At 39.7% G+C, this 26,287-nt stretch carries 21 protein-coding genes; 5 read left to right on the top strand and 16 right to left on the bottom strand.

Going from position 1 to position 26,287, the window contains the following annotated elements; translation table 11 throughout:
- Positions 1–2 precede the first annotated feature (2 nt).
- Entirely contained in the window at positions 3–419 is a 417-nt protein-coding gene (locus tag PARC_RS15760) for a VOC family protein (protein ID WP_010553381.1), read from the bottom strand.
- Between the two features lie 276 nt (positions 420–695).
- Between PARC_RS15760 and suhB the strand changes: the two genes are divergently transcribed.
- On the top strand, positions 696–1,499 hold the full coding sequence (gene suhB / locus PARC_RS15765; protein WP_002957826.1) for an inositol-1-monophosphatase: 804 nt from the start codon (positions 696–698) through the stop codon (positions 1,497–1,499).
- A gap of 53 nt (positions 1,500–1,552) precedes the next feature.
- Here the strand turns inward: suhB and PARC_RS15770 are convergent, their stop codons facing one another.
- On the bottom strand, positions 1,553–2,362 hold the full coding sequence (locus PARC_RS15770; RefSeq protein ID WP_010553382.1) for a substrate-binding periplasmic protein: 810 nt from the start codon (positions 2,360–2,362) through the stop codon (positions 1,553–1,555).
- 392 nt (positions 2,363–2,754) lie between these two features.
- Here PARC_RS15770 and PARC_RS15775 point away from each other — a divergent pair, with 392 nt between their 5' ends.
- Positions 2,755–4,080, top strand: a complete 1,326-nt coding sequence (locus tag PARC_RS15775) for an IS4 family transposase (RefSeq protein WP_096058058.1) — start codon at positions 2,755–2,757, stop codon at positions 4,078–4,080.
- A gap of 48 nt (positions 4,081–4,128) precedes the next feature.
- Here the strand turns inward: PARC_RS15775 and secF are convergent, their stop codons facing one another.
- The 5 genes from secF to queA all read right to left on the bottom strand — a co-directional run bounded on the left by secF (position 4,129) and on the right by queA (position 9,668).
- Positions 4,129–5,076, bottom strand: a complete 948-nt coding sequence (gene secF / locus PARC_RS15780) for a protein translocase subunit SecF (protein WP_007586474.1) — start codon at positions 5,074–5,076, stop codon at positions 4,129–4,131.
- Between the two features lie 9 nt (positions 5,077–5,085).
- Positions 5,086–6,945: a protein translocase subunit SecD gene (secD, locus tag PARC_RS15785; protein ID WP_010554381.1), complete on the bottom strand. Its 1,860-nt coding sequence runs from the start codon at positions 6,943–6,945 to the stop codon at positions 5,086–5,088.
- Between the two features lie 19 nt (positions 6,946–6,964).
- Positions 6,965–7,300: a preprotein translocase subunit YajC gene (gene yajC / locus PARC_RS15790; protein ID WP_007586472.1), complete on the bottom strand. Its 336-nt coding sequence runs from the start codon at positions 7,298–7,300 to the stop codon at positions 6,965–6,967.
- A 25-nt stretch (positions 7,301–7,325) separates the two neighbouring features.
- Complete coding sequence (gene tgt / locus PARC_RS15795) at positions 7,326–8,453, bottom strand: tRNA guanosine(34) transglycosylase Tgt (protein ID WP_007586471.1); 1,128 nt, start codon at positions 8,451–8,453, stop codon at positions 7,326–7,328.
- 183 nt (positions 8,454–8,636) lie between these two features.
- Positions 8,637–9,668, bottom strand: a complete 1,032-nt coding sequence (queA, locus tag PARC_RS15800) for a tRNA preQ1(34) S-adenosylmethionine ribosyltransferase-isomerase QueA (RefSeq protein ID WP_010554380.1) — start codon at positions 9,666–9,668, stop codon at positions 8,637–8,639.
- A gap of 187 nt (positions 9,669–9,855) precedes the next feature.
- Here queA and PARC_RS15805 point away from each other — a divergent pair, with 187 nt between their 5' ends.
- Together PARC_RS15805 and PARC_RS15810 are read left to right on the top strand one after the other, a co-directional pair.
- Positions 9,856–12,387, top strand: a complete 2,532-nt coding sequence (locus PARC_RS15805) for a two-component system response regulator (RefSeq protein WP_010554379.1) — start codon at positions 9,856–9,858, stop codon at positions 12,385–12,387.
- Between the two features lie 181 nt (positions 12,388–12,568).
- Positions 12,569–12,781, top strand: coding sequence for a hypothetical protein (locus PARC_RS15810; RefSeq protein WP_002957835.1), 213 nt, complete (start codon positions 12,569–12,571; stop codon positions 12,779–12,781).
- A gap of 24 nt (positions 12,782–12,805) precedes the next feature.
- Here PARC_RS15810 and PARC_RS15815 read toward each other — a convergent pair whose 3' ends face one another.
- From PARC_RS15815 to PARC_RS15845, 7 genes are all read right to left on the bottom strand, one after another.
- The gene (locus PARC_RS15815; protein ID WP_007586467.1) at positions 12,806–13,726 is read right to left on the bottom strand and encodes a hydrogen peroxide-inducible genes activator; all 921 of its coding nucleotides are present in this window, start codon (positions 13,724–13,726) and stop codon (positions 12,806–12,808) included.
- Positions 13,727–13,808: 82 nt separating this feature from the next.
- On the bottom strand, positions 13,809–15,077 hold the full coding sequence (locus PARC_RS15820) for an inorganic phosphate transporter (RefSeq protein ID WP_007586466.1): 1,269 nt from the start codon (positions 15,075–15,077) through the stop codon (positions 13,809–13,811).
- Positions 15,078–15,116: 39 nt separating this feature from the next.
- Positions 15,117–15,794 (bottom strand): TIGR00153 family protein, encoded by a 678-nt coding sequence (locus PARC_RS15825; protein ID WP_002957838.1) that lies wholly within the window; start codon positions 15,792–15,794, stop codon positions 15,117–15,119.
- A gap of 150 nt (positions 15,795–15,944) precedes the next feature.
- Positions 15,945–16,646, bottom strand: a complete 702-nt coding sequence (phoU, locus tag PARC_RS15830; protein ID WP_007586465.1) for a phosphate signaling complex protein PhoU — start codon at positions 16,644–16,646, stop codon at positions 15,945–15,947.
- A gap of 46 nt (positions 16,647–16,692) precedes the next feature.
- Positions 16,693–17,520 (bottom strand): phosphate ABC transporter ATP-binding protein PstB, encoded by an 828-nt coding sequence (gene pstB / locus PARC_RS15835; protein ID WP_007586464.1) that lies wholly within the window; start codon positions 17,518–17,520, stop codon positions 16,693–16,695.
- A 27-nt stretch (positions 17,521–17,547) separates the two neighbouring features.
- Positions 17,548–19,197, bottom strand: coding sequence for a phosphate ABC transporter permease PstA (pstA, locus tag PARC_RS15840; protein ID WP_007586463.1), 1,650 nt, complete (start codon positions 19,195–19,197; stop codon positions 17,548–17,550).
- A gap of 15 nt (positions 19,198–19,212) precedes the next feature.
- Positions 19,213–21,447, bottom strand: a complete 2,235-nt coding sequence (locus PARC_RS15845; protein WP_010554378.1) for an ABC transporter permease subunit — start codon at positions 21,445–21,447, stop codon at positions 19,213–19,215.
- Between the two features lie 381 nt (positions 21,448–21,828).
- Here PARC_RS15845 and PARC_RS15850 point away from each other — a divergent pair, with 381 nt between their 5' ends.
- Complete coding sequence (locus PARC_RS15850; RefSeq protein WP_010554377.1) at positions 21,829–22,335, top strand: glycine cleavage system transcriptional repressor; 507 nt, start codon at positions 21,829–21,831, stop codon at positions 22,333–22,335.
- A gap of 176 nt (positions 22,336–22,511) precedes the next feature.
- On the opposite strand, the gene PARC_RS15855 is transcribed toward PARC_RS15850, so the two are convergent.
- Together PARC_RS15855 and PARC_RS15860 are read right to left on the bottom strand one after the other, a co-directional pair.
- Entirely contained in the window at positions 22,512–22,967 is a 456-nt protein-coding gene (locus tag PARC_RS15855; protein ID WP_010554376.1) for a hypothetical protein, read from the bottom strand.
- A gap of 200 nt (positions 22,968–23,167) precedes the next feature.
- Positions 23,168–26,287 carry an efflux RND transporter permease subunit gene (locus PARC_RS15860; RefSeq protein WP_007586458.1) on the bottom strand — a complete coding sequence of 1,040 codons (3,120 nt, stop codon included), beginning with the start codon at positions 26,285–26,287 and terminating at the stop codon, positions 23,168–23,170.

Consider the following 26,287-nt stretch of genomic DNA (forward strand, 5'->3'; position numbering starts at 1 on the left):
TATTATAAATCGTTATTTCGCTCGCTTGGTATGTCACTTAAATACTCTACAAATTCCACCTCAAACCCGGCGGGATCAATAAAGTAAACATTCTTTCTGAAAGGATTCTCGCTACCTTGCTTGCCTACTGTAAAACCCACTTTATTTAAGCGCATTACTACTGCGCTTAAATTATTAGTTACATAAGCAAAGTGTGCAAAACCAATTTGATGGCCCGATAAGTTTCTGTTTTCACCCTCACCATGGTCGCTTATCGCAATGTAATGCGTGTCATCTCCAAAGTGTACCCAGCGTCTTGGTTTTCCATGCCAATCGCCTCTGCCCTCACTTCTAATCGACCAATGTGGAAATACAGCGCGATAAAATTTAAGCATGCTGCCTATATCACTCGCGACTAAGTTTACGTGCTCTAAATACATAATGTTGTCCTATCAATTAAGTTAGGATCACGATAAAACCTCAAGCTAACTTTAGGTAAAGCGTTATTTAAAATTAATTAAATTTAATTAACACACAAAGGAACATAATGACTTATTAATTGCTCATTATTATTTTTTAAAAATATAGACACTTTTCAATCTTGTATAAAAAACAAACATAAGTATTTGGGGTTTATTGTTTACTTTATGTCAAAAGTCGCTAAAATACGCCGGCTGAAATATATAAACGTTCTTTTACAACCCAAAGGTAATACCATGCATCCAATGTTAAACATTGCGGTTCGCGCTGCGCGCAACGCAGGCAAAATTTTACTTCGCGCAAGTGAAGATTTATCAAAAGTTGAAGTGCAACAAAAAGGCGCTAACGACTTAGTAACTAACATTGATAAAGAAGCCGAAGCCGTAATTCGTGACACTATTTTACAGTCTTACCCTACTCACTCTATTGTTGGTGAAGAATTAGGTGAGCATAAAGGCAAGGATGATGATTACCAATGGATTGTAGATCCTATCGATGGAACAACTAACTTCATCAAAGGTATCCCTCATTACGCGGTTTCTATCGCACTTAAAGTTAAAGGTCGTTTAGACCAAGCTGTTATTTATGATCCAATTCGTGGTGAGCTTTTCACTGCATCTCGCGGTCAAGGCACTCAGTTAAACAGCAAACGTCTACGTGTTAGCAAAACTACGGTTCTTGCAGGCACTGTACTTGCTACTGGTTTCCCTTTCAAAAACAAAAACCACATGGATGCATACACTGAAGCGTTTAAAGCATTATTTGTACACACTGCAGACATTCGCCGCGCAGGTTGTTCTGCTTTAGATATGGCATACGTTGCAGCTGGCCGTGTTGATGGATTTTTTGAAATTGGTTTAAAACCTTGGAACTCTGCTGCAGGCGAACTTATGGTTAAAGAAGCGGGCGGTATGGTTGTAGATTTCGCTGGTGGTAATAACTATAACCACAGCGGCAATATTATCTGTGGTTCACCAAAATTGACTCAAGCAATTATTCGTGAAATTCGTCCAGTACTAACTGAGTCGTTACTTCGCTAATTTGATGCTATTAATAGCATGCTAAAAAGGAGCTCAGGCTCCTTTTTTTGTGCCTAAAAATAAGGGTTATCGAGCTTAATCTCTATCGTTTTGCCTTTTGTATAAGGTAGTGTATTTAAATCCTTTGCGAAGTATTCATTAAATAATGCGTCAAACTCACCGCTTTCCTGCATCATTATTAATCCCTCTTCAACAGCCTTTGCTAATTCAGGTTTACTCTTAGTCACAAAGTAATAAATACCGGTTGGATAACTTATGTATAAATTAGGCACGATTACTAAATTACTTTGTTTGTTTTCAATAAGTTCAGAGTTAACCTCAATAAACGAGCGAGGAAAGTAATCTATTCGACCACGGCTCGTTAAAGTGAACATCGCTTGGTAGTTAGTAAGCGGCCTTACATGTAATCCGTTATAGGACATTATTCTTGTATCTGGCCAGTTGTGCCCTTGTACAGCCGAAAACGTAGCTAGCTGCTCAATATTTTTTACCTTTTTAAAGCGCGCCAAGTTTTGCTTATTAGTTAATAAAGCTCGCTTACCTATATAGCCTTTAAATAGTGGTATTTTTATCGCCAAAGCAAGCGCCTCTCGCTCTGGACTGCTCATACTCCAATACATATCTAATTCGTTATCATCTAGGTTTATTAACTTACGCTTTTGCAGTTCTGATATGGGGGTCATTCGGATAACACCGGGGTAGTTAACACTTTCAAGTGCGCGTACTAATAACTCATTGAGGTACTCTTCTCGTGCGTTTTGGGTATCTTGCTTTTGAGCAACATTAATTATTTGCTCTTGCGCCATGAGTGAAAAACTTACAAACAAACTAAATACACTGATAGAAACTTTTATTGGTAACATAATAATTACCTGCTTTGTTTAAATTACCTATTATTGGCTGAAAGGCTAAACACTTCTAAAGCATCCCTTGAGCACATGAATAAATAGATAACTAGAGCGATAACACTTGGCTTATTTTAGCCTCAGTGGCCGGTGTCTTAACCTGTGGCGATTTATATATTATTGCAAAAAGGTCCTACCGATTCACACTACAAAGTTAGCACTGTTTTCGTAAGCTTGCACTGTTACATCCGCTAATGAAAACTTAGACGCCTGAACAATTAATAAATTGCAGGTATAAAAAAACCGCTCATAGGAGTAACACCGATCAGTTAAGGTATTTTTGATCGGTTGACCGATCTTTTGGTTGCTTCACAATACCCTTATCATCTTTTGATTATGAGGGTATTTTTATGCTTAGTCATTGGTTACTTGATACGGATATATTCGCCACTCCTGACTCTTTATCTACATTTCAGAAACATATCCCTCTTGAGTGGATTTCTAATGTGCTCGAGCAGACCGATAAAGCAAGTATTCGCAAACGTAAGTTACCTGCTGAGCTTGTCGTCTGGCTTATCATTGCAATGGGTCTTTTTCGCGACCGCTCTATTAGTGACGTTGTTGAGAAGTTAGATTTAACACTCACTGATACCCTGGGCGATACGGTTGCTCCAAGTGCTATTCCTCAAGCGAGACAGCGCCTGAGTAGCGACCCCCTCCAAGCCTTATTTCACCTATGTGCGGCCCATTGGACACAAGAAGAAGATGCTGATGATACGTGGTATGGACTCCGGTTATTTTCTGTCGATGGAACGCAATTTCGTGCACCTGATACACCTGCTCTTGCTGAGCACTTTCACTATATTAAGCACAGTAAAAACCGTCATACAGAATATCCTATTGTACGCCTATGCGCCTTAAGCTCCTTGCGTAGCCGGTTGATACACCACGTTGCCTTCGGGCCCAGTTATCAAGGTGAGGTGAACTACGCAAAGCAGTTATTTAGTCATGTAAGTGATAACAGTCTAACTATTTTTGACCGATGTTATCTCAGCGCTGAGCTACTGATTAATTGGCGTAAGCAACACCCACAGTCGCACTGGATGGTCCCGATTAAAAGCAACACGCAATACACCGTCATTGAATCTTACTCTGAGCATGACTTCAAAGTAGAAATGAGTGTATCTGCGCATGCCAGAAAACAAGACCCTTCGCTTCCTGAGTGCTGGCAGGCCAGACTGGTTCTTTATCCTGAGCCAATGGGGCCTGGAAAAATAAAAGGTCTGCTGTGCTCTTTGGATGATAAACAGGCTTTTGGTGCGCAGGCCATTCTTGATGTCTATTTCGAACGCTGGGAAATTGAAAATAGCTATGGAGAAATAAAACACCAGATGCTTGAGGATAGTATTCTTTTGCGTAGTCAGACTGTGGATGGAGTCAATCAAGAGTTATGGGGTATATTGCTAGCCTACAATTTAATTCGAGTAGAGATAAGTCGAATAGCCAAAGAGGCTAAAGTCTCCCCGCTGAGAATTAGTTTTGTCATGGCTTTGCGGGATATACAGGATGAAATACTCTGGTGTGCCATCGCTTCGCCAGGTTCAATTCCAAAGAAATTAAGGGCAATGCGAGAACGAGTGAAACGTTATATTCTTCCAGAAAAAAGAAAACGGCCCAAAAGTAGGACCGTTCGAATTTCAAAAACTCGGTACACCATTAAGTCAAAGCATGCTTAACTGAATGGTGTTAGCTCATAGGAGCGGTTTTTATTTAATGAGACTCTACTACGGCATTGCGTCTAGGTCTGCACCTTCTTTTTCAATTACTTCTGGTATTAAGTCTTCTTTGCTTACGCCCATTGCTATAGCAACAGAACTCGCAACATAAATCGAAGAATAAGTACCAATAAACACACCAAACAGCAATGCAGTTGCAAAGCCATGAATGGTTTGTCCGCCCCATGCAAACAAAGCAATCAATACTAAAATAGTCGTGATTGAGGTTACAAGTGTACGGTTAAGTGTTTGCGTAAGTGAAATATCAATAATTTCTACAGTATCGTCAATGCGCACTTTACGGAAGTTTTCACGAATACGGTCAGATACAACAATCGTATCGTTAAGTGAATAACCTATTACCGCAAGAATTGCCGCTAATATAGTTAAATCAAACTCTAAACCTAATATCGAAAATAAACCCACAGTAATAATAACATCGTGTAGTAGTGCACCTACCGCACCCACAGCAAAGCGCCATTCAAAACGAAATGCAACGTAGATTAAGATACAAATAAGTGCAGTTAACATGGCAAGGCCACCCTGCTCTTTTAAGTCTTCACCTACACTTGGGCCCACAAACTCAATACGGCGCATTACTACGCTGTCATCAGCTTTTTTAAGCGCATCGATTACTTGGTTACCAATTACTTCAGCTTTAACATCACTACCGCGCGGTGCTAAACGAACTAAAATCTCTTGGCTTGAACCAAATAGTTGTACTGATGCATCAGCAAAACCATTATCAGCTAGCGCAGCACGTACTTTTTTAAGGTCTGCTGGCTGTGAAAAACCAACTTCTACCGCAGTACCGCCGGTAAAATCTAAACCAAAATTTAGACCTTTAACAAAAACTGATGCAAACGACGCTAAAATTAATAACGTCGAAAAACCCATAGCCACTTTGCGAAGAGACATGAAACGAAGGGTTCTACTACCCAAACTTAAAATTTGCATGTCAGCTCCTTAAATCGAAAGTTTATCAATACGTTTACCACCAACAAATAAGTTGATTACCGCACGGGTACCAACAATGGCTGTAAACATTGAAGTTAAAATACCAATCGCAAGTGTCACTGCAAAGCCCGCAATCGGACCTGTGCCTACTGCAAACAGTATAATGGCAGCGATTAACGTGGTGATGTTAGCATCAAATATAGTGCTAAATGCGCTATCGTAACCGAAATGAATCGCTTGTTGAGGGCTGCGGCCATCGGCCAGCTCTTCACGAATACGTTCAAAAATAAGTACGTTAGCATCAACTGCCATACCTACGGTTAATACAATACCTGCAATACCAGGTAGCGTAAGTGTCGCGCCTGGAATTAAAGACATAACACCAACAATCAGTACTAAGTTAGCCGCAAGCGCAAGGTTTGCAACCATACCAAAGCCTTTGTAGTACACAAGCATAAACACAAGTACAAACGCAAAACCAAGTGCAACCGCAGTCATACCCGCTTCAATATTTTCTTGACCTAAACTTGGACCTACTGTGCGTTCTTCAACAATTTGAATTGGCGCTACAAGCGCACCTGCACGAAGTAGTAAACTTAAGTTATGCGCTTCAGCAGGGTTATCGATACCTGTAATACGGAACGAGCGATCAAGGCGAGCTTGAATTGTTGCTACGTTTATTACTTCTTCTACCTTAATAGGTGGAAGTGCTTTACCGTCTGCATCTTTTTTACCTGATGGTTTATATTCAATAAATACCGTTGCCATACGCTTACCAATAGCACGTTTGGTAAAGGCATTCATTTTTGCCCCACCTTTGCTATCTAGCGTAATACTCACTTGCGGGCGTTGGTATTCATCAGCGCCAGATTGCGCGCCAGTTATATGGCTGCCTTCTAGAATAATACGCTTTTTAAGTACAACAGGGTAACCGTCGCGGCTCATAATCATTTCAGTACCCGCAGGGATACGACCTTGAGCAGCAGCGCTAATATCAGCGTTTTCGTCTACTTCACGAAATTCAAGTGTTGCTGTTGCGCCTAAAATTTCTTTAGCGCGTGCTGTGTCTTGAATACCAGGTAGTTGAACAATAATACGCTCAGCGCCTTGGCGTTGTACGTTAGGTTCTGCAACACCAATTTGGTTGATACGGTTACGAATAATCGTTTCATTTTGCTTGATAGCGTAGTCACGAATTTCTTTGAGTTTTTGCTCACTCATTGTCGCAAAAAATGCTTTATCGTTACTGCTGTCATCAATGTAGACATTTAGCGGGTAGCGAGTTTCTAAGAAGCTCTCTGCTGCGTCTTTATCTGCTTCGGTACGCATTTCTACACGCATACGATCGGAGCCTGCTACGCGGCGAACACTACGGTAACGTAGTTTTTCTTCGCGCAGGTCGCTACGAAAATCTTGTTCCATTTGCTCAAGCTGGTTATCAACCGCTGTTGCCATGTCGATTTCCATGGTGAAATGTACGCCACCACTTAAATCAAGACCTAGCTTCATAGGGTTACCACCAACCGCTTTTAACCAAGCTGGTTGAGCAGGTGCCATATTAATAGCGGAAATGTAATCGTCGCTCAGCGAATCACGCAGTAAGTCATGCGCTTTAAGCTGTTCTTCAACATTTTTTAAACGAACTAAAATTTGCCCATCTTCAAGTATTGTCGATTTAGCGGTTACATTATTTTTTTCAAGGATTGCGTTTACTTTGTCTACAACACTGAGATCGACATCAGCGCCTTTAGCACCTGAAACTTGTATAGCCGGATCGCGACCATACAAGTTTGGAGAGGCATATAAAAGGCCAATGGCTACCACAGCTAAAACAAGTAAATACTTCCAAACTGGAAACTTGTTTAACACGGGGTCGTCCTTATTATTTTTATAGCGACTTCATTGTGCCTTTTGGCAATACTGCAGATACTGCAGATTTTTGTACTGTTACTTCTGCCTGCTCGTTTAAAGAGATAACGATGAAATCTTTCTCTTCAGAAATCTTCACAATTTTACCCACTAAACCGCCTTGGGTAAGTACTTCATCGCCTTTGGCCATCATACTCATTAAGCTTTTGTGCTCTTTAACGCGCTTAGCTTGCGGGCGGTAGATTAAAAAGTAAAAAACCAAACCGAAAATAGCTAACATTATTAGCATTTCCCAACCACCGCTTGCCGCAGGTTGACCAGCTGCTGCGTGTGCATTTGAAATAAATAAACTCATGATACTTCCTCTTTAATTTTAAAGTTTAATTTTTTATATCTACTAGCTCTGGCACGTCTTGGCCTCGGCGAGCATAAAAATCTTGTACAAATTCTTCTAATTTACCTTCGCTAATTGCATTACGTAAACCTTCCATAACACGTTGATAGTAACGTAAGTTATGAATTGTGTTTAGTCGCGCACCTAAAATTTCGTTACATTTATCAAGGTGATGCAAATAAGCTCGTGAATAGTTTCCACACGTATGACAATCACACTCAGGGTCAAGTGGCCCTGTGTCTGTTTTATGTACTGCGTTACGTATTTTTACTACACCCGTGGTAATGAATAAATGGCCGTTACGCGCATTACGTGTTGGCATAACACAGTCAAACATATCAATACCACGGCGAACAGACTCAACTAAATCTTCTGGCTTACCAACACCCATTAGATAGCGTGGTTTGTCTTCTGGCATTTTAAACGCGCAATGATCAAGAATATTCATCATTTCGTTTTTAGGTTCACCTACCGATAAGCCACCTAATGCATAACCATCAAAACCAATTTCTTCAAGACCAGCTTGCGATTGTGCACGTAATTCTGGGTACATACCACCTTGAATAATACCAAACAAAGCAGATGGATTGTCGCCATGCCCTTCTTTTGAGCGCTTAGCCCAACGAAGAGATAACTCCATAGAATCTTTAGCTTCTTTTTCAGTTGCTGGATATGGCGTACACTCATCAAAAATCATAACAATATCTGAGCCTAAGTCGCGCTGTACTTCCATCGACTTTTCAGGCGACATCATAATTTCATCACCATTTACTGGAGATTGAAATAACACGCCTTCTTCAGTGATTTTACGCATTGCGCCTAAGCTAAATACTTGAAAACCGCCTGAGTCAGTTAAAATTGGGAAATCCCAATTCATAAAGTCGTGTAAATCACCATGTTGTTTAATGATTTCAGTACCTGGGCGAAGCATTAAATGAAAGGTATTACCTAAACATATTTGCGCACCAGTGGCTTTTACTTCATCTGGCGTCATACCTTTTACAGTACCGTAAGTACCAACTGGCATAAATGCAGGTGTTTCTATTACACCGCGGTCAAAAATTAAGCGGCCGCGGCGCGCTTTTCCGTCAGTACAATCTAATTCAAATTTCATATCATCCTCAATGTCAGAAAAACAGTCCAACAAGCTATAATTTAACCGCTCGATTCTACCCTTTTTGCCTCATTAATACTATTAGCTGCGATAAATTCAGGTTTGCTTATTATGCTAAACAAAAACCCCAGCTTCGTTGCTGGGGTTTTTAGTGTTTTTTACTGAGTATTAAATAATAAATGGTTACTTACGTGTTAAAAACATCGCATCACCGTAACTAAAAAATCGGTACTTTTGTTCAATTGCCGTATTGTATGCACCCATAATATTGTCTTGTCCGCTAAAAGCGCTGACTAACATTATAAGCGTTGATTCTGGTAAGTGAAAATTAGTGACCATGGCGTCAACAACATTAAATTGGTAACCCGGAAAAATAAATATATCGGTATCACCAAAATACGTATCTAATTTGCCGCCGTGAACTTTAGCTGCCGACTCTAATGAGCGTACTGAAGTTGTGCCAACCGCAATTACGCGCCCGCCACTTGCTTTGGTTTGTGCAACGGCAGCAACTACATCATCGGGTACTTCAATATACTCGGAATGCATTACATGCTCATCAACACTATCCACTCGTACTGGCTGAAAAGTTCCTGCACCAACGTGTAAAGTAACAAAGGCCATGTTTACACCTTTATCTTTTAGTGCCGTCATTAACTTATCGTCAAAATGTAAGCCCGCTGTTGGCGCAGCAACTGCACCTGGCTTTTCTCCATAAACAGTTTGGTAACGCTCGCGATCAGCTTCGGTATCAGGTCGGTCAATATAAGGAGGCAGTGGCATATGACCAATATCATTAAGTATATCTAGCACATTTTGGCTATGATCAAACTCAAGCTCAAATAATGTATCGTGGCGTGCAACCATTATTGCCTTGGCTTTGCCCTCTAAAATAACTTCGTTACCAACCTTAAGCGACTTGCTCGCGCGTACGTGCGCAAGTACGCGATGTTCATCTAGCACTCGCTCTACAAGCACTTCAACTTTGCCGCCAGAGGCTTTTTGACCAAACATACGTGCTGGAATTACGCGTGTATTGTTAAAGACTAACAAATCGCCTTCGTTTACTAAATCAAGTATGTCGCTAAACACTTTATGTTCTAGAGTTCCGCTTGGGCCATCTAAAGTAAGTAAACGGCTGCTAGTTCTGTCCGCTTTAGGAAAACGAGCTATTAATTCATCAGGTAAGTCAAAGCTAAAGTCAGCCACGCGCATAATTAGTAATCCACATCATTTAAAATCGCGCCAAGTGTATATGTATCGGATATTAAGCTCAAGAAATCAGCCAAACTTATAATATCTTGTTTGCGTGTTTCTCATTAAATTTTCTTGTTCTTATGGTTAAATGTCACTATTCTTGTTCGGCTGAATTATTATAAGTTACATTAGGGGTGTTCAACACGTGCCAAACCAGCTTAAATTGCTAATATTAAACGCAAGTAGTGCTGAACGTCGCGCGATTAAAGGCACTTTAGATAGCTTAAATGTATTTACCTTTATTGATGCGCAAGATAGCCAACAAGCTTTAAAGCTTTTAAAACAACACCCTGTTGATATTATAATAACGGGCATTAATGTTGGAAAAATTGACGGCTGGCGCTTTTCGAGGATGATCCGCTCAGGATTATTAAAAACACCAAAAAACACCCCAATTTTACTTATTCCGCCAATTTACTGTGAGCGTATTGCCGAAACAACAGCCAGAAGCTACGGAATAGATGCTGTACTGCCGTTTGAACATAAAGACATGCTTCCTCAAGTGCTTGCGAATGTTTTATCTACGCACTTAGAAAAAAGTAGCCGACTAAATTTATTGCTATTAGAGCCGCTTCAAAATACGGCCGACAAAATTAGTGAACAGTTAAAGTTAAACTTTGCTATTACTCACGTTACCTCAGCCAAAGCAGCACTAAACGCTTACAACCAACAGCAGTTTTCAATTGTGCTACTCGATGCCACTACATCAAGTGCAGAGAGCTCGAGTGTACTCGTTGAAGAAATCCTACAGCACAATTCTAAACAAGCTATTGTTACGATTATAGAAAGTGATGATGCTGATTACGCTGAGCAGCTTTTGCTGTCTGGTGTTACCGATTTTATTAGAGCCCCATACGACCCTTCATTTTTAAATAAAGTGTGTGACCACGCCGCACGACGTGAAGATTTTATGGTGAGTTATGCTGAGTTTGCTTACAAAGTAGAGCAGCTAAGCGTGAGCGAAGTGCGTTACAAAGAGTTATTTTCGGCTCATCAGCGTATTTTATTGCATTTGAATACGGTTGTTTTAGAGCTTGATCAGCAAGGGCATATTCGTTTTATTAACCCTGCATGGGAGGCATTGAGCGGTTTTGGTGTTAAATCATCGCTACAAACCCCATTAAGCGCTTATTGTAATAACGAAGATAAAGGAAGACTAAATTATACTATTAATGACATTTTACATGGTGGCGAGCAACAGCAACAAATAGAAGTAAAGCTCACCCATAAAAATGGCAATTTAATTTGGGTCGAATGCAGATTACAGCTAATCAAAAATAGTCGTAATAACGCGACCATAACTGCCACTATCGACAACATACATGAACGTAAACAAGCAGAGATCCAACTACGTCATTTAGCACACCATGACCCACTAACTGGTTTACATAACCGTTATTACTTTGATCAACAGCTTAATAAAATATGCCAAGATAAATACACGTATGATGGTATAGAGCATGCTGTTATTTATATTGACCTCGATCACTTTAAAATAATAAACGACAGCAAAGGTCACCACCAAGGTGACATAGTATTAAAAGAAGTGGCGCAATTATTTAAAGCAAATATTGGCGAAGACCATTTGGTGTGCCGAATAGGCGGCGATGAGTTTGCAGTCATACTTACCGATATGAATTTACTGGATGCACACCTTATTGCTGAAGGTGTGTGCAGCGCAATAGAAAAACATGCTTTTAAATCAGAAGATCAGATATACACAATTAGCTGCTCTATCGGTTTAACTCAAATTACGACACAAAACAATGATCCTAATGAATGTTTAAAACAAGCCGATATTGCTTTGTATATTGCCAAAAATTTAGGGCGTAACTTAGTACATTGCTACTCAAAAGAGGACGCTCAAAACAATACGCTTCAAACTGGGCTCGAATGGGGTCACGAAATTCGCCAAGCATTGCAGCAAGATAATATTGAACTGCATTACCAACCTATTTGGGATTTTAAAGAGTGTAAAGTTGCTTATTTTGAAGCGCTCTTACGCTTAAAACTCAAAGGTGAACTTGTGTACCCAAATCAATTTATTCCCTCTTTAGAGATGCTTAACGACACATTTTTGATGGATCAATGCGTTATACGTAATGCCGTTGCTTGTGTGTCTAAGCACCCAGAGTTAAACCAAGTTGCTATTAATTTGTCAGCACAATCATTCTTAGATGAACGCTTATTGCCATTAATTGAATCAAACCTTGAAAAGTATAACGTGCCCCCTTCGCGGATAATTTTTGAAATAACTGAATCAGCAAGTATTAACAACTTAAAAGCGACTCGTAAAATGATTGAGAAGCTTAATAGCTTAGGCTGTCATTTTTCTATTGACGATTTTGGAACTGGCTTTAGTACATTTAACTATTTAAAGCAGCTTCCGGCACAGCATGTAAAAATTGATGGCTCATTTGTAAGCGACATGCTTAATGACCCTATAGACTTAGCGTTAGTAAAAGCAATAAATGACATTAGTCGGTCTCTCGGTAAGCTTTCTGTAGCTGAGTACGTTGAAAACGAAAAGATATTTTTTGCACTAAAAGAGATAGGTGTTGATTATGGACAAGGCTACTTTATTGCACGCCCAGTACCTGTTGAAAAAGTAAAAAGTGAACTTGAAAAAATTTCAAAAAATAAAACGTTTTACCAACAACAAGCTAGCCCAAAATAAACAAAATTAAACAATTTGTTACTACCAATATTACCTTTCTTGCCTATACTTTCAGTATCAAATAAAAAATGTCGCGCGTTTTAATGCATTTCACTTTAAAAACATGACATTACCTTTTGGCGGCGTAGTACTGATATTTATAGTGGGTTTCAAAGCTATTTAAGCTTTTAAGGAGAAAGGTATGACACAGCTAGTTATGTTATTACTGATTATACATTTTGCAATCGCGTATCAGTGTTATCGTTACGCAAATATTAAAGGCTACCCAGTTAAGGTTTTTACTGTATTAGGTTGCGTGCCTTACTTTAACTTGGTGGTATGGATTTATTTACTATTTTTACCCGAACTTGAGCCTTTTGAAAGCCATCTTCAAAATCAAAAGCAGCCTTTATAGGCTGCTTTCATTCATTTCCTATTCTTATTTAGAAAAATCTAAACTACATTGGCGCTTTAAAAATATCTCAAGCTGTTGACTAAATAACTTAAAGTCGCGGATCCGCCCCGTAGTTTTACGCCACAATATGCCAATATCTCTATATGCATCGCTTTGTGATGGTGTCGCCACCATATTTTTATTATCTAAAATTCCGGCGTTAATCGCCATTTGTGGTAAAAAAGTCACCCCGAGCTGATGCTCAACCATACTCAATAATGTATGCAAGCTTGCTGCTTCAAATGGGTTAATACAACTAGCACGGTTTAAATGACATGCACTAAGCGCATGGCCTGTCATACAGTGCTCACGCTCGAGTAAGAATACGCTAGCCTCTGGTAATAGATTAAAGTCGACTACGCCCTTTGCAGCGCTGTAGTCCTTATGGTGCACTAAACTAAACTGATCTTTTGCCAATACTTGTGTATGAAATTTATCGGTTTCGTATGGCAGTGCAAGTAGCGCTAAATCAATATGCCCATGCTCAAGTTTATCCAGTAGCTTATCACTCGTATCTTCTATTAATACCAGCTCTAAATCACAAAAGGTTTCTTTACAAAAGTGATACAGAGGAGCCGCTATAAAGCTAGCAATTGTAGGTATAACACCCACCGTTAATTTACCACTCAGTGGTGTTAAAAAGCTTTTAGTGAGCTCTTTTAAACTAATTGTATCGTTAATTATTTTACGAGAGCGCTCAACAACCTCTTCACCAATACTGGTAAACATAAGGCTGCGATTTTCGCGTTCAATAAGCTGGCAACCCAACGTTTCTTCAAGATTTTGAATAGCACTGCTTAAAGTAGATTGCCCAATAAAACAGGCACTGGCAGCTCTGCCAAAGTGCTGATGTTGATGAACAGCTAATAAATACTGTAGCTGTTTGATACTTGGAAGATTGGTCATTTTTTCTTTCCACAAATAAAAAGACCCCAACACCTAGGGCATTGAGATCTTTTCAAGCTAAAAGTCTTTGAGTACTTTTTTGTTAAACCCCAAATGCGGTTCTTAGTACGTAGAAAATAACAATAGCAAGGGCAGCGCCAACTGGCAATGTAATTACCCAAGAAACTACAATGTTTCTGATAACACCCATGTTAAGTGCACCAATTCCACGTGCCATACCTACACCTAATACCGCACCTACTAAGGTTTGAGTAGTAGAGATTGGCATACCAGTACCTGATGCAATAACAACGGTAGAAGCAGCGGCTAGTTCAGCAGCAAAACCACGACTAGGCGTTAAATGTGTAATGCCTTCACCAATCGTTTTAATTACTTTTTTGCCCAAAATAGCAAGACCCGCAACAATACCAAAACCACCTAGAGGTAGAATCCACCAAGCAATAGCCGCTTTTTTAGCAATTTCACCATTGTTTTCAACAATATTTACAACAGCAGCTAGTGGACCGATTGCATTAGCAACATCGTTAGAACCATGTGCAAAGGCCATACAACATGCTGTTAATACCATAAGAACAGCAAACACTTTTTCAACATTGTTGAATTGCATTTGTTTATCTGCTTTTGGATCGATATTTAAACGAGAAATAGCAATTTTACCAATTATAGCAACGACAACTGCTACAGCTATTGCTAAGGCGTACCCTTCGGCTGCACCTAAATCAACACCAACATGCTTTAAGCCTTTTTTAATTGTAACCAAGGCCATTATAAAACCGGCTAAACCCATATAAAGTGGTACATAGCGTTTAGCATTTTTTAGTGGTGCATCTGTATTAAAAATAAGTTTTTGTGCACTCATAAATATTAAGTATGCAATAAAGCCTGATATGGCGGGCGTTATAATCCAACTACCAACAATACCACCTACTTTATCCCATTGAATCGCCTCAGTACCAACAGCAACTAACGCAAAACCAATGATTGCACCAATGATTGAGTGAGTCGTTGATACTGGCCAACCCAAGAACGAGGCCATTAATAACCAAGCACCCGCTGCAAATAAAGACGAAATCATACCCAGAACCATAAGTTCAGGAATGTCTGCAAATGGTGCGGCATCGATAATTCCTTTACGAATTGTTGATGTAACCTCACCACCTGCTAAGTAAGCGCCTGCAAATTCAAAAATCATCGCTATAAAAATAGCTTGTTTGATTGTTAGCGCTTTTGAACCTACAGATGTACCCATGGCGTTCGCTACGTCGTTCGCGCCAATACCATAAGCCATAAAAAAGCCGACTGCTGCGGCAATTAAAATTAATACCGTGCCGTAAGATGCAATGATATCCATTGTAAAACCTTAATCTTTCGTGTTTGAACTGATTTTAAATTAACGAGCTAACATCAGCTCAAGACGTGATCCTACGCGCTCTGCAATATCTGCAAGCTCGCCAACCCATTCAATGATTTTGTACAAAAACATAACATCAATTGGATTTAACTCACCCTCTACATCACGTAGCTGGCGGCGTACTTTTATCTGCATTTCGTCCGTGTCTTGTTCTATGGCATCCAATTCAACTAACATTTTTTCTACTAAGGTGACTTCTCGACCTTTAAAACCCGTTTCTAGCAATTCTTCTAATTCGTTAATTGCTTTAGATGCTTGTTTAGTCGCATCTACACAACGGGTTAAGTAAGCTAAGAAATCAGCTTGCATAACTTTTGGAATGGTCATTTCACGACCAATCACTCGCCCTGCAATATCTTTTGCTTTATTGGCAATTTTATCTTGTTGAGTTACTAGTTCGAGAAGATCTGTACGCTCTACCGGCATGAATAAACCACGCGGTAATTGTAAACGTATATCTCTTTTCATATCATCAGCTTCACGTTCTAAATTGCGAATAGTGATGCGAAGCTCTTCTGCTTGTACCCACTCTTCTTTAAATACGTGATTAAAAAAAGGTATCAAAGCTTTACTTGCTTGATGAACCTTCTTGATGTGTTCTTCCATTGGTTTGATAGGAGATTTTGCAAATACTCCTAAAAACGCGTTTGTAGGCATAACTGACCCTTTAATCAAATTGATATGCTTTGCAGCATGAATTTTACAGTATTAACCAAGATTGTGAACGCTTTTTATTACTTCACTAAAGCTTGCAATACACAAAGCGACACTAAGCCGCTTTAATAGAAAAGCATGATGGGTAAAAAATCATAGTGATTTTTCTATATCTTCTTGAGATGTATGGCGAATATCTTTGCCATTAACAAAATAAATAATGTATTCAGCAATGTTCTGACAGCGATCACCAATACGCTCTAATGAGCGAACAGACCAGACTAAGTCCATGATTTTAGGTATTGAGCGTGGATCTTCCATCATGTAAGTCATTATTTGACGTGTGATGGCTTCATATTCGCGGTCAACCTTTGCATCTTCTTTATGTACTTGAAATGCACGTTGCACATCCATACGGGCAAATGCATCTAGTACGTCGTGTAGCATTTTTAAAACCTGGCGGCCCATGTTTTCAATATTTACTAATAAATCTTGCTGATCTTTGGTAAATGAGTCTAGTGCAACTTTAGCAATTCGCTCAGCTTCATCGCCAATACGTTCTAAATCAGCAATTGTTTTAGCAATTGCAATCACTAAACGCAGGTCACTTGCTGCAGGCTGACGACGAGCAATAATACGCGTACACTCTTCATCAATGCTTACTTCCATTGCATTCACTTTATAATCGTTCTGACGTACCTTTTGAGCAAGCTCTGCATCGTTACGACTCACCGCATCAAGCGCACTGTTTAACTGCTGCTCAACTAAGCCACCCATACTTAATACATGATTACGTACATTTTCTAGTTCTTGGTTAAAACGCCCAGAAATATGTTTATTAATATTATGTTCCATAGTTACCTTCTCTCTTAATCTTGCACAACACGCTACAACGGGCTAATTAACCGTAACGACCGGTAATATAATCTTCGGTCTTTTTCTTCGTTGGTGTAGTAAATAAGGTATTTGTGTCTGAGTACTCAATCAATTCGCCCATATACATAAAGGCTGTTTGATCAGATACACGTGCTGCTTGTTGCATGTTATGTGTAACAATAACAACGGTAAATTGGTTTTTTAAATCGTTTATTAGCTCTTCGATTACCAAAGTAGAAATAGGGTCAAGTGCTGATGTAGGTTCATCTAATAAAAGAACTTCTGGCTCAATTGCAATTGAGCGAGCAATCACTAAACGCTGTTGCTGACCACCCGATAAGCCAAACGCGCTATCGTGTAATCTATCTTTTACTTCATCCCATAAAGCAGCACCACGAAGTGATTGCTCTACCACTTCGTCTAACTTACGCTTCTCTTTAATGCCTTGTAAGCGTAGGCCATAAACCACATTTTCATAAATTGATTTAGGAAATGGGTTAGGACGCTGAAACACCATACCTACATTACGACGAAGTGCTGCTACATCTACGCTCTTATCGTAAATATTTTGACCGTGAAGTAATATTTCACCTTCAATACGACAAATATCTACCAAATCGTTCATGCGGTTAATACAACGTAATAGAGTTGATTTACCACAGCCCGATGGTCCTATAAACGCAGTTACTTGGCCTTTTGGAATGTTCATATTTACTTTATTAAGCGCTTGCTTATCACCGTAGTAAAGATCGAGATCTTTAATCTCTAGCGCTTTTTGGTCATCCGTTAAATTTTCTAGGTCTAACTTCTGGCCTATATTAGCTTGGTTTACTTTTGGAGCGACTGTAATCATTTTTGTTACCTATAAAATCTTTACTAATTAGTGTTCAAGCGATCTGTACTTTTCACGTAAATGGTTACGTATACCAATGGCCGTTATGTTTAGGGTAATAATCACCGACACCAATAAAAAGGCCGTTGCGTATACCAGCGGGCGTGCCGCTTCAACATTAGGGCTTTGGAAGCCAACATCGTATATATGAAAGCCTAAGTGCATGAACTTTCTATCTAAGTGAAAATACGGGAAGTTGCCATCAAGTGGTAATGTAGGGGCCATTTTTACAACGCCTACTAGCATTAACGGTGCAACTTCACCTGCAGCACGTGCAACTGCCAGTATTAAACCTGTCATAATTGCAGGGCTTGCCATTGGAATAATTATGCGCCATAACGTTTCAACTTTTGTTGCGCCAAGCGCTAGTGAACCATCACGTACGGTACTTGGAATACGAGATAAACCTTCTTCAGTCGATACAATAACAACTGGCAGCGTTAGTATGGCGAGCGTTAATGCAGACCACATTACACCTGGCGTACCAAATACTGGCGTTGGCGACGATTCTGGATAAAATAATTGGTCTAAGCTACCACCTAACATGTATACAAAAAAGCCGAGGCCAAATACACCGTATACAATTGAAGGAACACCGGCCAAGTTAATCACTGCGATACGAATCATTTTAGTGATTGCATTTTTTGCGGCGTACTCGTGTAAGTAAATTGCAGCAACAACGCCAAACGGCGTCACAATTACAGCCATCAGCATAACCATAAATACAGTACCAAATATAGCAGGGAAAACACCGCCTTCTGTATTTGCTTCACGTGGATCATCGGATACAAACTTACCTAGTTGCACAAAGTAGTGGCCTAGCTTTGCAAAAAAGCCCATATCGTTTGGAAACCAAACATCAAGTACTTGATACATAGGAATTGTAACAACTTCACCGCGCATATCTTTTACAGTTACGTGGTCACGTTTAGCTTGTTTGCGTAGTGCAAATAAATCTTTTTCAAGTACACCATACTCTGCACGTAATTCAGCACGTGCTTGAGCAAGCTCAGCAACACGTTCATCAGTGAGAGCGTTATCAAGTAAGTAGCCTTTTTCTTTTAAACGTAAGCGTTCAAGTGCGTAGTTAATATGCCCAATGTCGCCATTTTGCAAATCAAGTGCTTCGTCGTTCAAATCAACCGCACGCTCAACAAGCTCATGTAGTGCTTCTATTTTGTCGCCATTAACCGGTTGACCGTCTTTAATAACGTTTTGCACATAACCATAAAAGTTACCGTTTTTACTACGCTCAAATACTGCAAGCGCCGCTGGTGCTGTTTTATTTGTTATGTCGGTTTCTAATATCCAACGAAAATCTAAATCTACATATTCGCGGTTACCTGTTTTAATAAGTAAGCGCTCTATTTCTTCTTTTTCAAACCCGCTAACATCAATACCTGTCGCGGCTAAACGCGTTTTTGGTACTAATTCACGGTCGTAAACTTCGCCAATAACGGTTTGCTTTGCAATCGACCCTTCAAGTTCAAACTGTACAACTTCTGAAGGCCAGAAAAAGCTTAACCCTTTCCAGGCTATCATTGCTAATAAGCCTAAAACTGAAATCAAACTGATGCTCACTGCACCACCGGTCATCCAAATCCAAGGAGAACCAGACTTAAACCACTGCTTTACCATGTCATGTCTCTCCGCTTACATTGAGCTGTATTTTTCACGCAGTTGCTGGCGAACAAACTCAGCGACTGTGTTAAAAATGAATGTGAATATGAATAATACAAAGGCCGCTAAGAACAATATTCTATAGTGCGAACTACCTACTTCTGACTCTGGCATTTCAACTGCAATATTTGCTGCAAGCGTACGCATACCTTGGAAAATGCTCCAATCCATAATCGGTGTATTACCGGTTGCCATAAGTACAATCATGGTTTCGCCAACTGCTCGGCCAAGCCCCATCATTACCGCAGAGAAAATACCTGGGCTTGCTGTTAGTAACACAACACGTATTAGTGTTTGCCACTGCGTCGCACCTAATGCTAATGAGCCATTTGATAAATGCTTTGGAACACTAAATACCGCGTCTTCTGCAATTGAGAATATAGTAGGAATAACCGCAAAACCCATCGCAATACCTACAACAAGCGAGTTACGTTGATCGAATGTCATACCTAGCTCATTTGTTAAGTACTGACGCACATTGCCGTCAAACATCCAAAGTTCAACAAATTCGCTCATAGCAAACGAAAACCAACCAATAAGTAAAACGACCGGAATAAGGATGATTGAATGCGAACCATCAGGAATTCTATGGCGTATTTTTGTTGGTAATTTAGTCCAGGCTAAACCTGTCGCTAACATACCTAAAGGTAATAATATGAGTAACCCAACAATGGCAGGTAAGTGCTCTTCTATTAATGGGGCTAACCAAAGACCCGCTAAAAAACCTAAAATAACCGTTGGTAATGCTTCCATTATTTCTACGGTAGGCTTAACCACTTTACGTAATTTGCTCGACATAAAGTATGCCGTGTAAATAGCCGCCGAAAGCGCGATTGGTACAGCAAACAACATCGCATAAAGTGCTGCTTTTAATGTACCGAACGAAATTGGCACAAGTGAAAACTTAGATTCAAAGTCGTCACTGGCTGATGTTGACTGCCAAATATAACCTGGCTCTGGGTAACCTTCGTACCACACTTCTTGCCAAAGTGCTGACCAAGTAACTTCTGGGTGCTCGTTATGAATGTCTAATACTGTTAGCTTATTATCCGCTAAAATTAACGCAGCATTTGAACGTGGTGCAATTGCAAAGTTTTCTATTGCGCCTTCACTTACTTTTCCCTGCCAAAGTTTTGCTTCGCTGGTTGTGTAGTACACACCTAGCTCACCATTATCGCCGGTAGTAAAAAAAGTACGACGGTAAAACTCAGTAAATACATTTAATTTACTTTGCTTAGTTGTTTCAAATGAGCGAATTTTTTGATATTCACGGCCTGTGTCAGTGTTTACTTCAAACCACTGCGAAACCTCACCGTTATCATTAGCAAGCATGAGTGAATTTGCGCCCGCTAGCAGTTGTGCAGATACAATATTTGCATTTTCTTCGTTAGCCGAAAGCAACTGAATTTGCTCTACATCACTTGGGTCACGCGTATCGTATACATACACTTGATTAGCAGAACGTACAAAAGTACGTGTTGTATCTGGCGACATTAATAATTCGTCTACACGTCCATTAACATCAAGTTCTGTACGCTCAACAACCCACTCTACTTCACCGGTAAACATATTCTCTTCAGCAATAAAGCTGCTAAATAATACACGCTTATCTTCTGTAAGAGCTACAACCGCTGTTTTGTCTTCATAGTGACTAAATGCAAAGCGTTTAATAGCTGCACCTTGTTCATCTACTTCTAAAGCCATTTCCCCTAGAGGAAAACCTAAGCGAGGTGTTAATTTACGCTCGTTATTTGGAAAGGTAACTAAAAATTTAGGTGCAACAACCATTACGGTGCCATCTTCTAAACCAAACGCATAATGCCCTTGAAAAGGCGCGCTTGTTGCAAAGCTTGTTGCATCACTTGGTAAATCTGCATTAAGTGTTTTGAGTTTTTTACCAAAACTACCTGACTCAACACTGTAAAAATCAACCTGACCTTGCTGACTTAGTAAATAAGCAACTTCAGTTTGCTCTTCTACACCTAAGCCTGCTATTTGCTGTGAATTAGCAACATGAAAGCTATCGCGTTTTTCTACTTTTGCTGATTCAAAAATTGGCTGTACTACATAAAGAAGGTAAAAGAATATTAATAGCAGTGCTACCAATACCATTATCCCACCTGCGGTTATGCCAAACTTGGCAAACCGATCTTTAAATAGACGGCTTCGATCCGTATTAAAAGTCGGCTTATTCGGATTTGAAGTCATCAAAACACCCTTAAATCTTAACGTTGCATAAATTATATTTCATCAAGATGACAGTAATGTTACAGCAGTAATAATAAGCACTCTAAAACAGTTTTAAATAAAACTAACGAGGGAAAAGTCTAAATTAGCTTCAAATAGGTGATTTATAAGTGAACTAAATTATAAAATAATTGGACAAAGTATTTATCGAGGTCAATACTAAAAGAGTACTTAGTAAATAATAATGACTATTAATACTGCGTATAGTCAACACAACTATATCCATTTTTTTAATTTATAATCAAAGATTTATAAAAAAGTGCAACAACACACAATTTAAATTAGACAACATACTTAATGCCTATGCATTTACTTTCTTTGGGCTTAAAAAGAGAATTATTTATGAAGCAGTTGGTTATAACTATTTTAGGGAAAGATCGCCCTGGTTTAGTACAGAGCATCTCATCAGTCGTATTACAAAATCATGGCAACTGGCTTAGTAGTAACTTAAGCCATTTATTAGGTCATTTTGCAGGTATTATTCAACTTGAAGTTGCTGAGGAGCATTTTCAATCATTACAAAGTGCTTTAAATAAGTTACCTAAGTTAGACGTTCGTATTGAAACCGGAAACACAGAGATTGAACCATCAACACTAGAGCAAATTAATCTAGTTATAACAGGTAACGACCGTCCTGGTATTGTTCAAGAACTGGCAAGTGTAATACGTCATAAAGGCGCTAATATTACTCACTTAAATTCAAGACAACAAAGTGCACCTAATTGGGGAGTGCCTATTTTTAGCGCTGTTGCTACCGTTACTTTGCCAAATGGTATGGATAAAGACGAAGTTATTGAAGCATTGGAATCAATTACAAGTGATTTAATTGTAGATACGGAAGAAGTTTAACCTCCATTTATGCGTGCCATACAACTGACACGCATACCATTTTAGTCCATCAAAATGCTCTGCAGATTATTTAACGCAGACATAAAATAAGCCGATGCAAGCATCAGCTATTTTAAATAATCACCTTAAAGCTAATAAGAGCGAGATAAACTCAGTAATCCCGCTCTTTTATAAAGCTACATATCCATATGACGATTAGTACTTTGCATGATTTGCTTTATACCTTGCTTTTCAAGCTCTAGTATTTGTTGAAGCTTTTCTTGCCCACTTTGAGTTTCGGCGCGTTCAAGTAAGTATTCATATAACTCAATCACTTTTTGATGTTGCTGTGCTAAATAGCCTTGGATGACTTCTTCATCGAATTGCTGATCTTTACTAATGTCTTCAAAAGTAATTAGCTCAGGATTTTTAGCAAAGTATTCATAACTGTACGTATCGAGCGTATTTATTTCAGTTATCGCTTTAAACCCGACTAAATCTTCGGCGAGTTTTTTTTCGTAATTTAGGTAGTAGTCCACCAGCATTGCATTATGTTCATCGAGTAAATCCTTTACGCTATAAAAATTAGCCGCCATTTGCGTATGAAACAAAACGGTCCAATCGTATACCTCTTTAATTGTTTTAACTTGCATGTGCATTCCTTACTTAGTTGACTGTATAGGTAATACACTGCGTAAAGCGTGCCAATTAAAAAGCTATTTAAAAACAGTTAGTTAATTTAAACATGAGTAATAACTCGCTATTTAATAGAACAACTTACAAATTATAGGTAATTTTTATAGAGCAATGCGTGAGTAGTAACAGCATTGCTTTATCGTCTTGTTGTTTTATATTATTTAAGTCCTTGTTTGCGCCACAGCAAGTAAACAGCAGGAATAACAAGTAAGGTGAGTACAATTGCACTGCCCATACCGCCAACCATAGGCGCTGCTATTCGGCTCATTACTTCGCTTCCGGTGCCTGTACCATAAAGTACAGGTAATAAACCGATAATAATTGTCGCGACAGTCATCATAACCGGGCGTACTCGAAGCCCTGCTCCTTCAATAATAGCTTGCTGTAATTGCACTAAGCTAAGCGGTTTTCCGGCTTGCTCTGCTTCGAGGCATTTTTCTTGATAGGCTTGGTTTAAATACACCAACATAATGACCCCTATTTCTACCGCAACACCGGCTAAGGCAATAAAGCCCACACCTACTGCAACTGAAAAGTTAAAGCCCTCTAAATACATTAGCCATACGCCACCAATCATTGCCAGTGGCAACGTAGCCATAATAATAGTGACCTCAGCAAAGCTTCTAAAATTAAGGTAAAGCAATACAATAATAATCGCTAATGTAAGAGGTAATACATAAGTCAGTTTGTCTTTAGCGCGCTGCATGTATTCATACTGCCCAGCCCACGTAATTGAGTAGCCAGCAGGTAGTATTAGGTCTTTATCGAGCACTTGCTGAGCGTGCTCAACGTAAGTACCAATATCAACGCCATCTATATCAATAAAACTCCAACCGTTTAAACGTGCATTTTCGCTTTTTATACCAGGCGGTCCATCTTCAATAAATACATCGGCTACATCACCAAGTGCTATACGCTGCCCTGTAGGAGTTACAATAGGTAACAACATTAACTCTTCTGGCGAGTCTCTATATGCTTGCGGATAACGTAAATTAACAGGGTAACGCTCTTGCCCCTCTACAGTTTGTGTTACGTTTGTACCACCTATTGCAGTAGATACAACTTGCTGTACGTCGCTAATGTTTAAGCTATAACGCGCGGCTTTTTCACGATTTATATCTACTTTTATATAACGTCCACCGGCTACTCGCTCTGAGTAAACCGATGCGGTGCCTTGAACATCTTTTAAAAGCACTTCTATTTGTTGACCAATTTTTTGAATTTCACTCAACTTTGGTCCCGCAACTTTAATGCCCACGGGAGTTTTAATACCGGTTGCGAGCATATCAATACGTGTTTTAATTGGCATTACCCACGCATTCGTCAACCCCGGAAACTTAACCAAACCGTCGAGTTCTTTTTTAAGTTTTTCAAGAGTCATACCCTCGCGCCATTCGTCTTTTGGCTTTAGCTGAATAAACGTCTCTATCATTGTAAGAGGTGCAGGATCTGTTGCAGTTTCTGCTCGCCCAACTTTACCAAATACTGTTTTAACCTCGGGTACTGTGGCAATTAACTTGTCGGTTTGCTGTAGTATTTCGCGCGCTTTACCTACCGATAAACCAGGATACGTTGTGGGCATATACATTAAGTCGCCCTCATCAAGTGGCGGAATAAATTCACTGCCTATTTTGTTTACTGGATAAAAGCCAATAACAGAAACAACCACCGCGAGTACCAATGTCATTTTTGGAAATTTAAGCACCCAGTTAAGTAGTGGACGATACGCTGCGACGAGTAATCGGTTAACTGGATTTTTTTGCTCCGAAATGACTTTACCTCTAATAAAGTAACCCATTAATACCGGCACTAAGGTAATCGCAAGCCCAGCAGACGCTGCCATAGCATAGGTTTTAGTGTAAGCCAGTGGCGCAAACATACGTCCTTCTTGCGCTTCTAAAATAAATACCGGCATAAAGCTGACGGTAATAATTAATAAACTAAAAAATAATGCAGGACCCACTTCACTCGCCGATTTAGCCACAACTTCCCAGCGATTTTCGTTGGTAAGGGGCGTTTTTTCCATATGTTTGTGCATATTTTCAATCATGACGATAGCGCCGTCGGTCATTGCGCCTATCGCTATTGCAATTCCTCCTAAAGACATAATATTGGCGTTAATCCCCTGCCAATACATAATTATAAATGCCGTTAAAATTCCAAGCGGTAATGTAATAATCGCCACCAGCGATGAGCGCACATGAAACAAAAACACCACACACACTAAGGCAACTACAATAAGCTCTTCAATTAGCTTACTTGTTAAATTATCTACCGCGTTATTTATTAAGTTGGAGCGATCGTACACAGGGACTATCTCAACGCCCTCTGGCAATCCCTTTTTAAGCGATTCTAATTTTGCTTTTACGAGCTCAATGGTTTTTTGTGCATTTTCGCCATAGCGCATAATAACAATGCCGCCGGTTACCTCGCCTTCACCATTCAGTTCTGCAATACCACGGCGCATTTGCGGTCCGACTCTAATATCGGCTACATCACGTAATTGCAGCGCAGTACCGTTGGCGTTTACACCAAGCGGAATAGCTTCCAAGTCGGCAACACTCTTAATGTAGCCTGTGCTTGTTACCATGTATTCTGCTTCAGCCATTTCAACTACTGAGGCGCCCATCTCTTGGTTGCCTTGTTGAATAGCGGTTTGAATGAGGCTAAGCGGGATACCATAAGCACGTAATTTATCGGGCTCTACATTGACTTGGTATTGCTTAACCATGCCACCAACAGCAGCCACTTCAGATACACCGGGCACAGTTTGTAGCTCAAACTTTAAAAACCAATCTTGTAAGCTTCGTAGCTGACTAATATCGTGTTTATTTGTTTTATCAATTAGTGCGTATAAGTAAATCCAACCTACGCCTGTTGCATCAGGGCCAAGCTCTGGCGTAGCGCTATCGGGTAATCTACTCGCTACTTGGCTTAGGTATTCTTGTACTCGGCTACGCGCCCAATACAAATCGGTTTTTTCGTCAAAAATAACGTAAACGTACGAGTCTCCAAAAAACGAAAAACCCCTTACAGTTTGTGCACCCGGCACAGAAAGCATTGCTGTGGTGAGCGGAAATGTAACTTGGTCTTGCACTACTTGCGGCGCTTGCCCCGGGTAAGTGGTTTTTATAATGACCTGAACATCAGATAAGTCAGGCAAGGCATCCACTGGAGTATTTTTTACAGCAAACAACCCTCCACCCAGTAAAATTAATGTAAGCAACAACACAAAAAAGCGATTGCTAACAGACCAGCGAATAATGGCAGTTATCAT

It is taken from the genome of Pseudoalteromonas arctica A 37-1-2 (assembly GCF_000238395.3).
GTDB classification, from domain to species: Bacteria; Pseudomonadota; Gammaproteobacteria; order Enterobacterales; family Alteromonadaceae; genus Pseudoalteromonas; species Pseudoalteromonas arctica.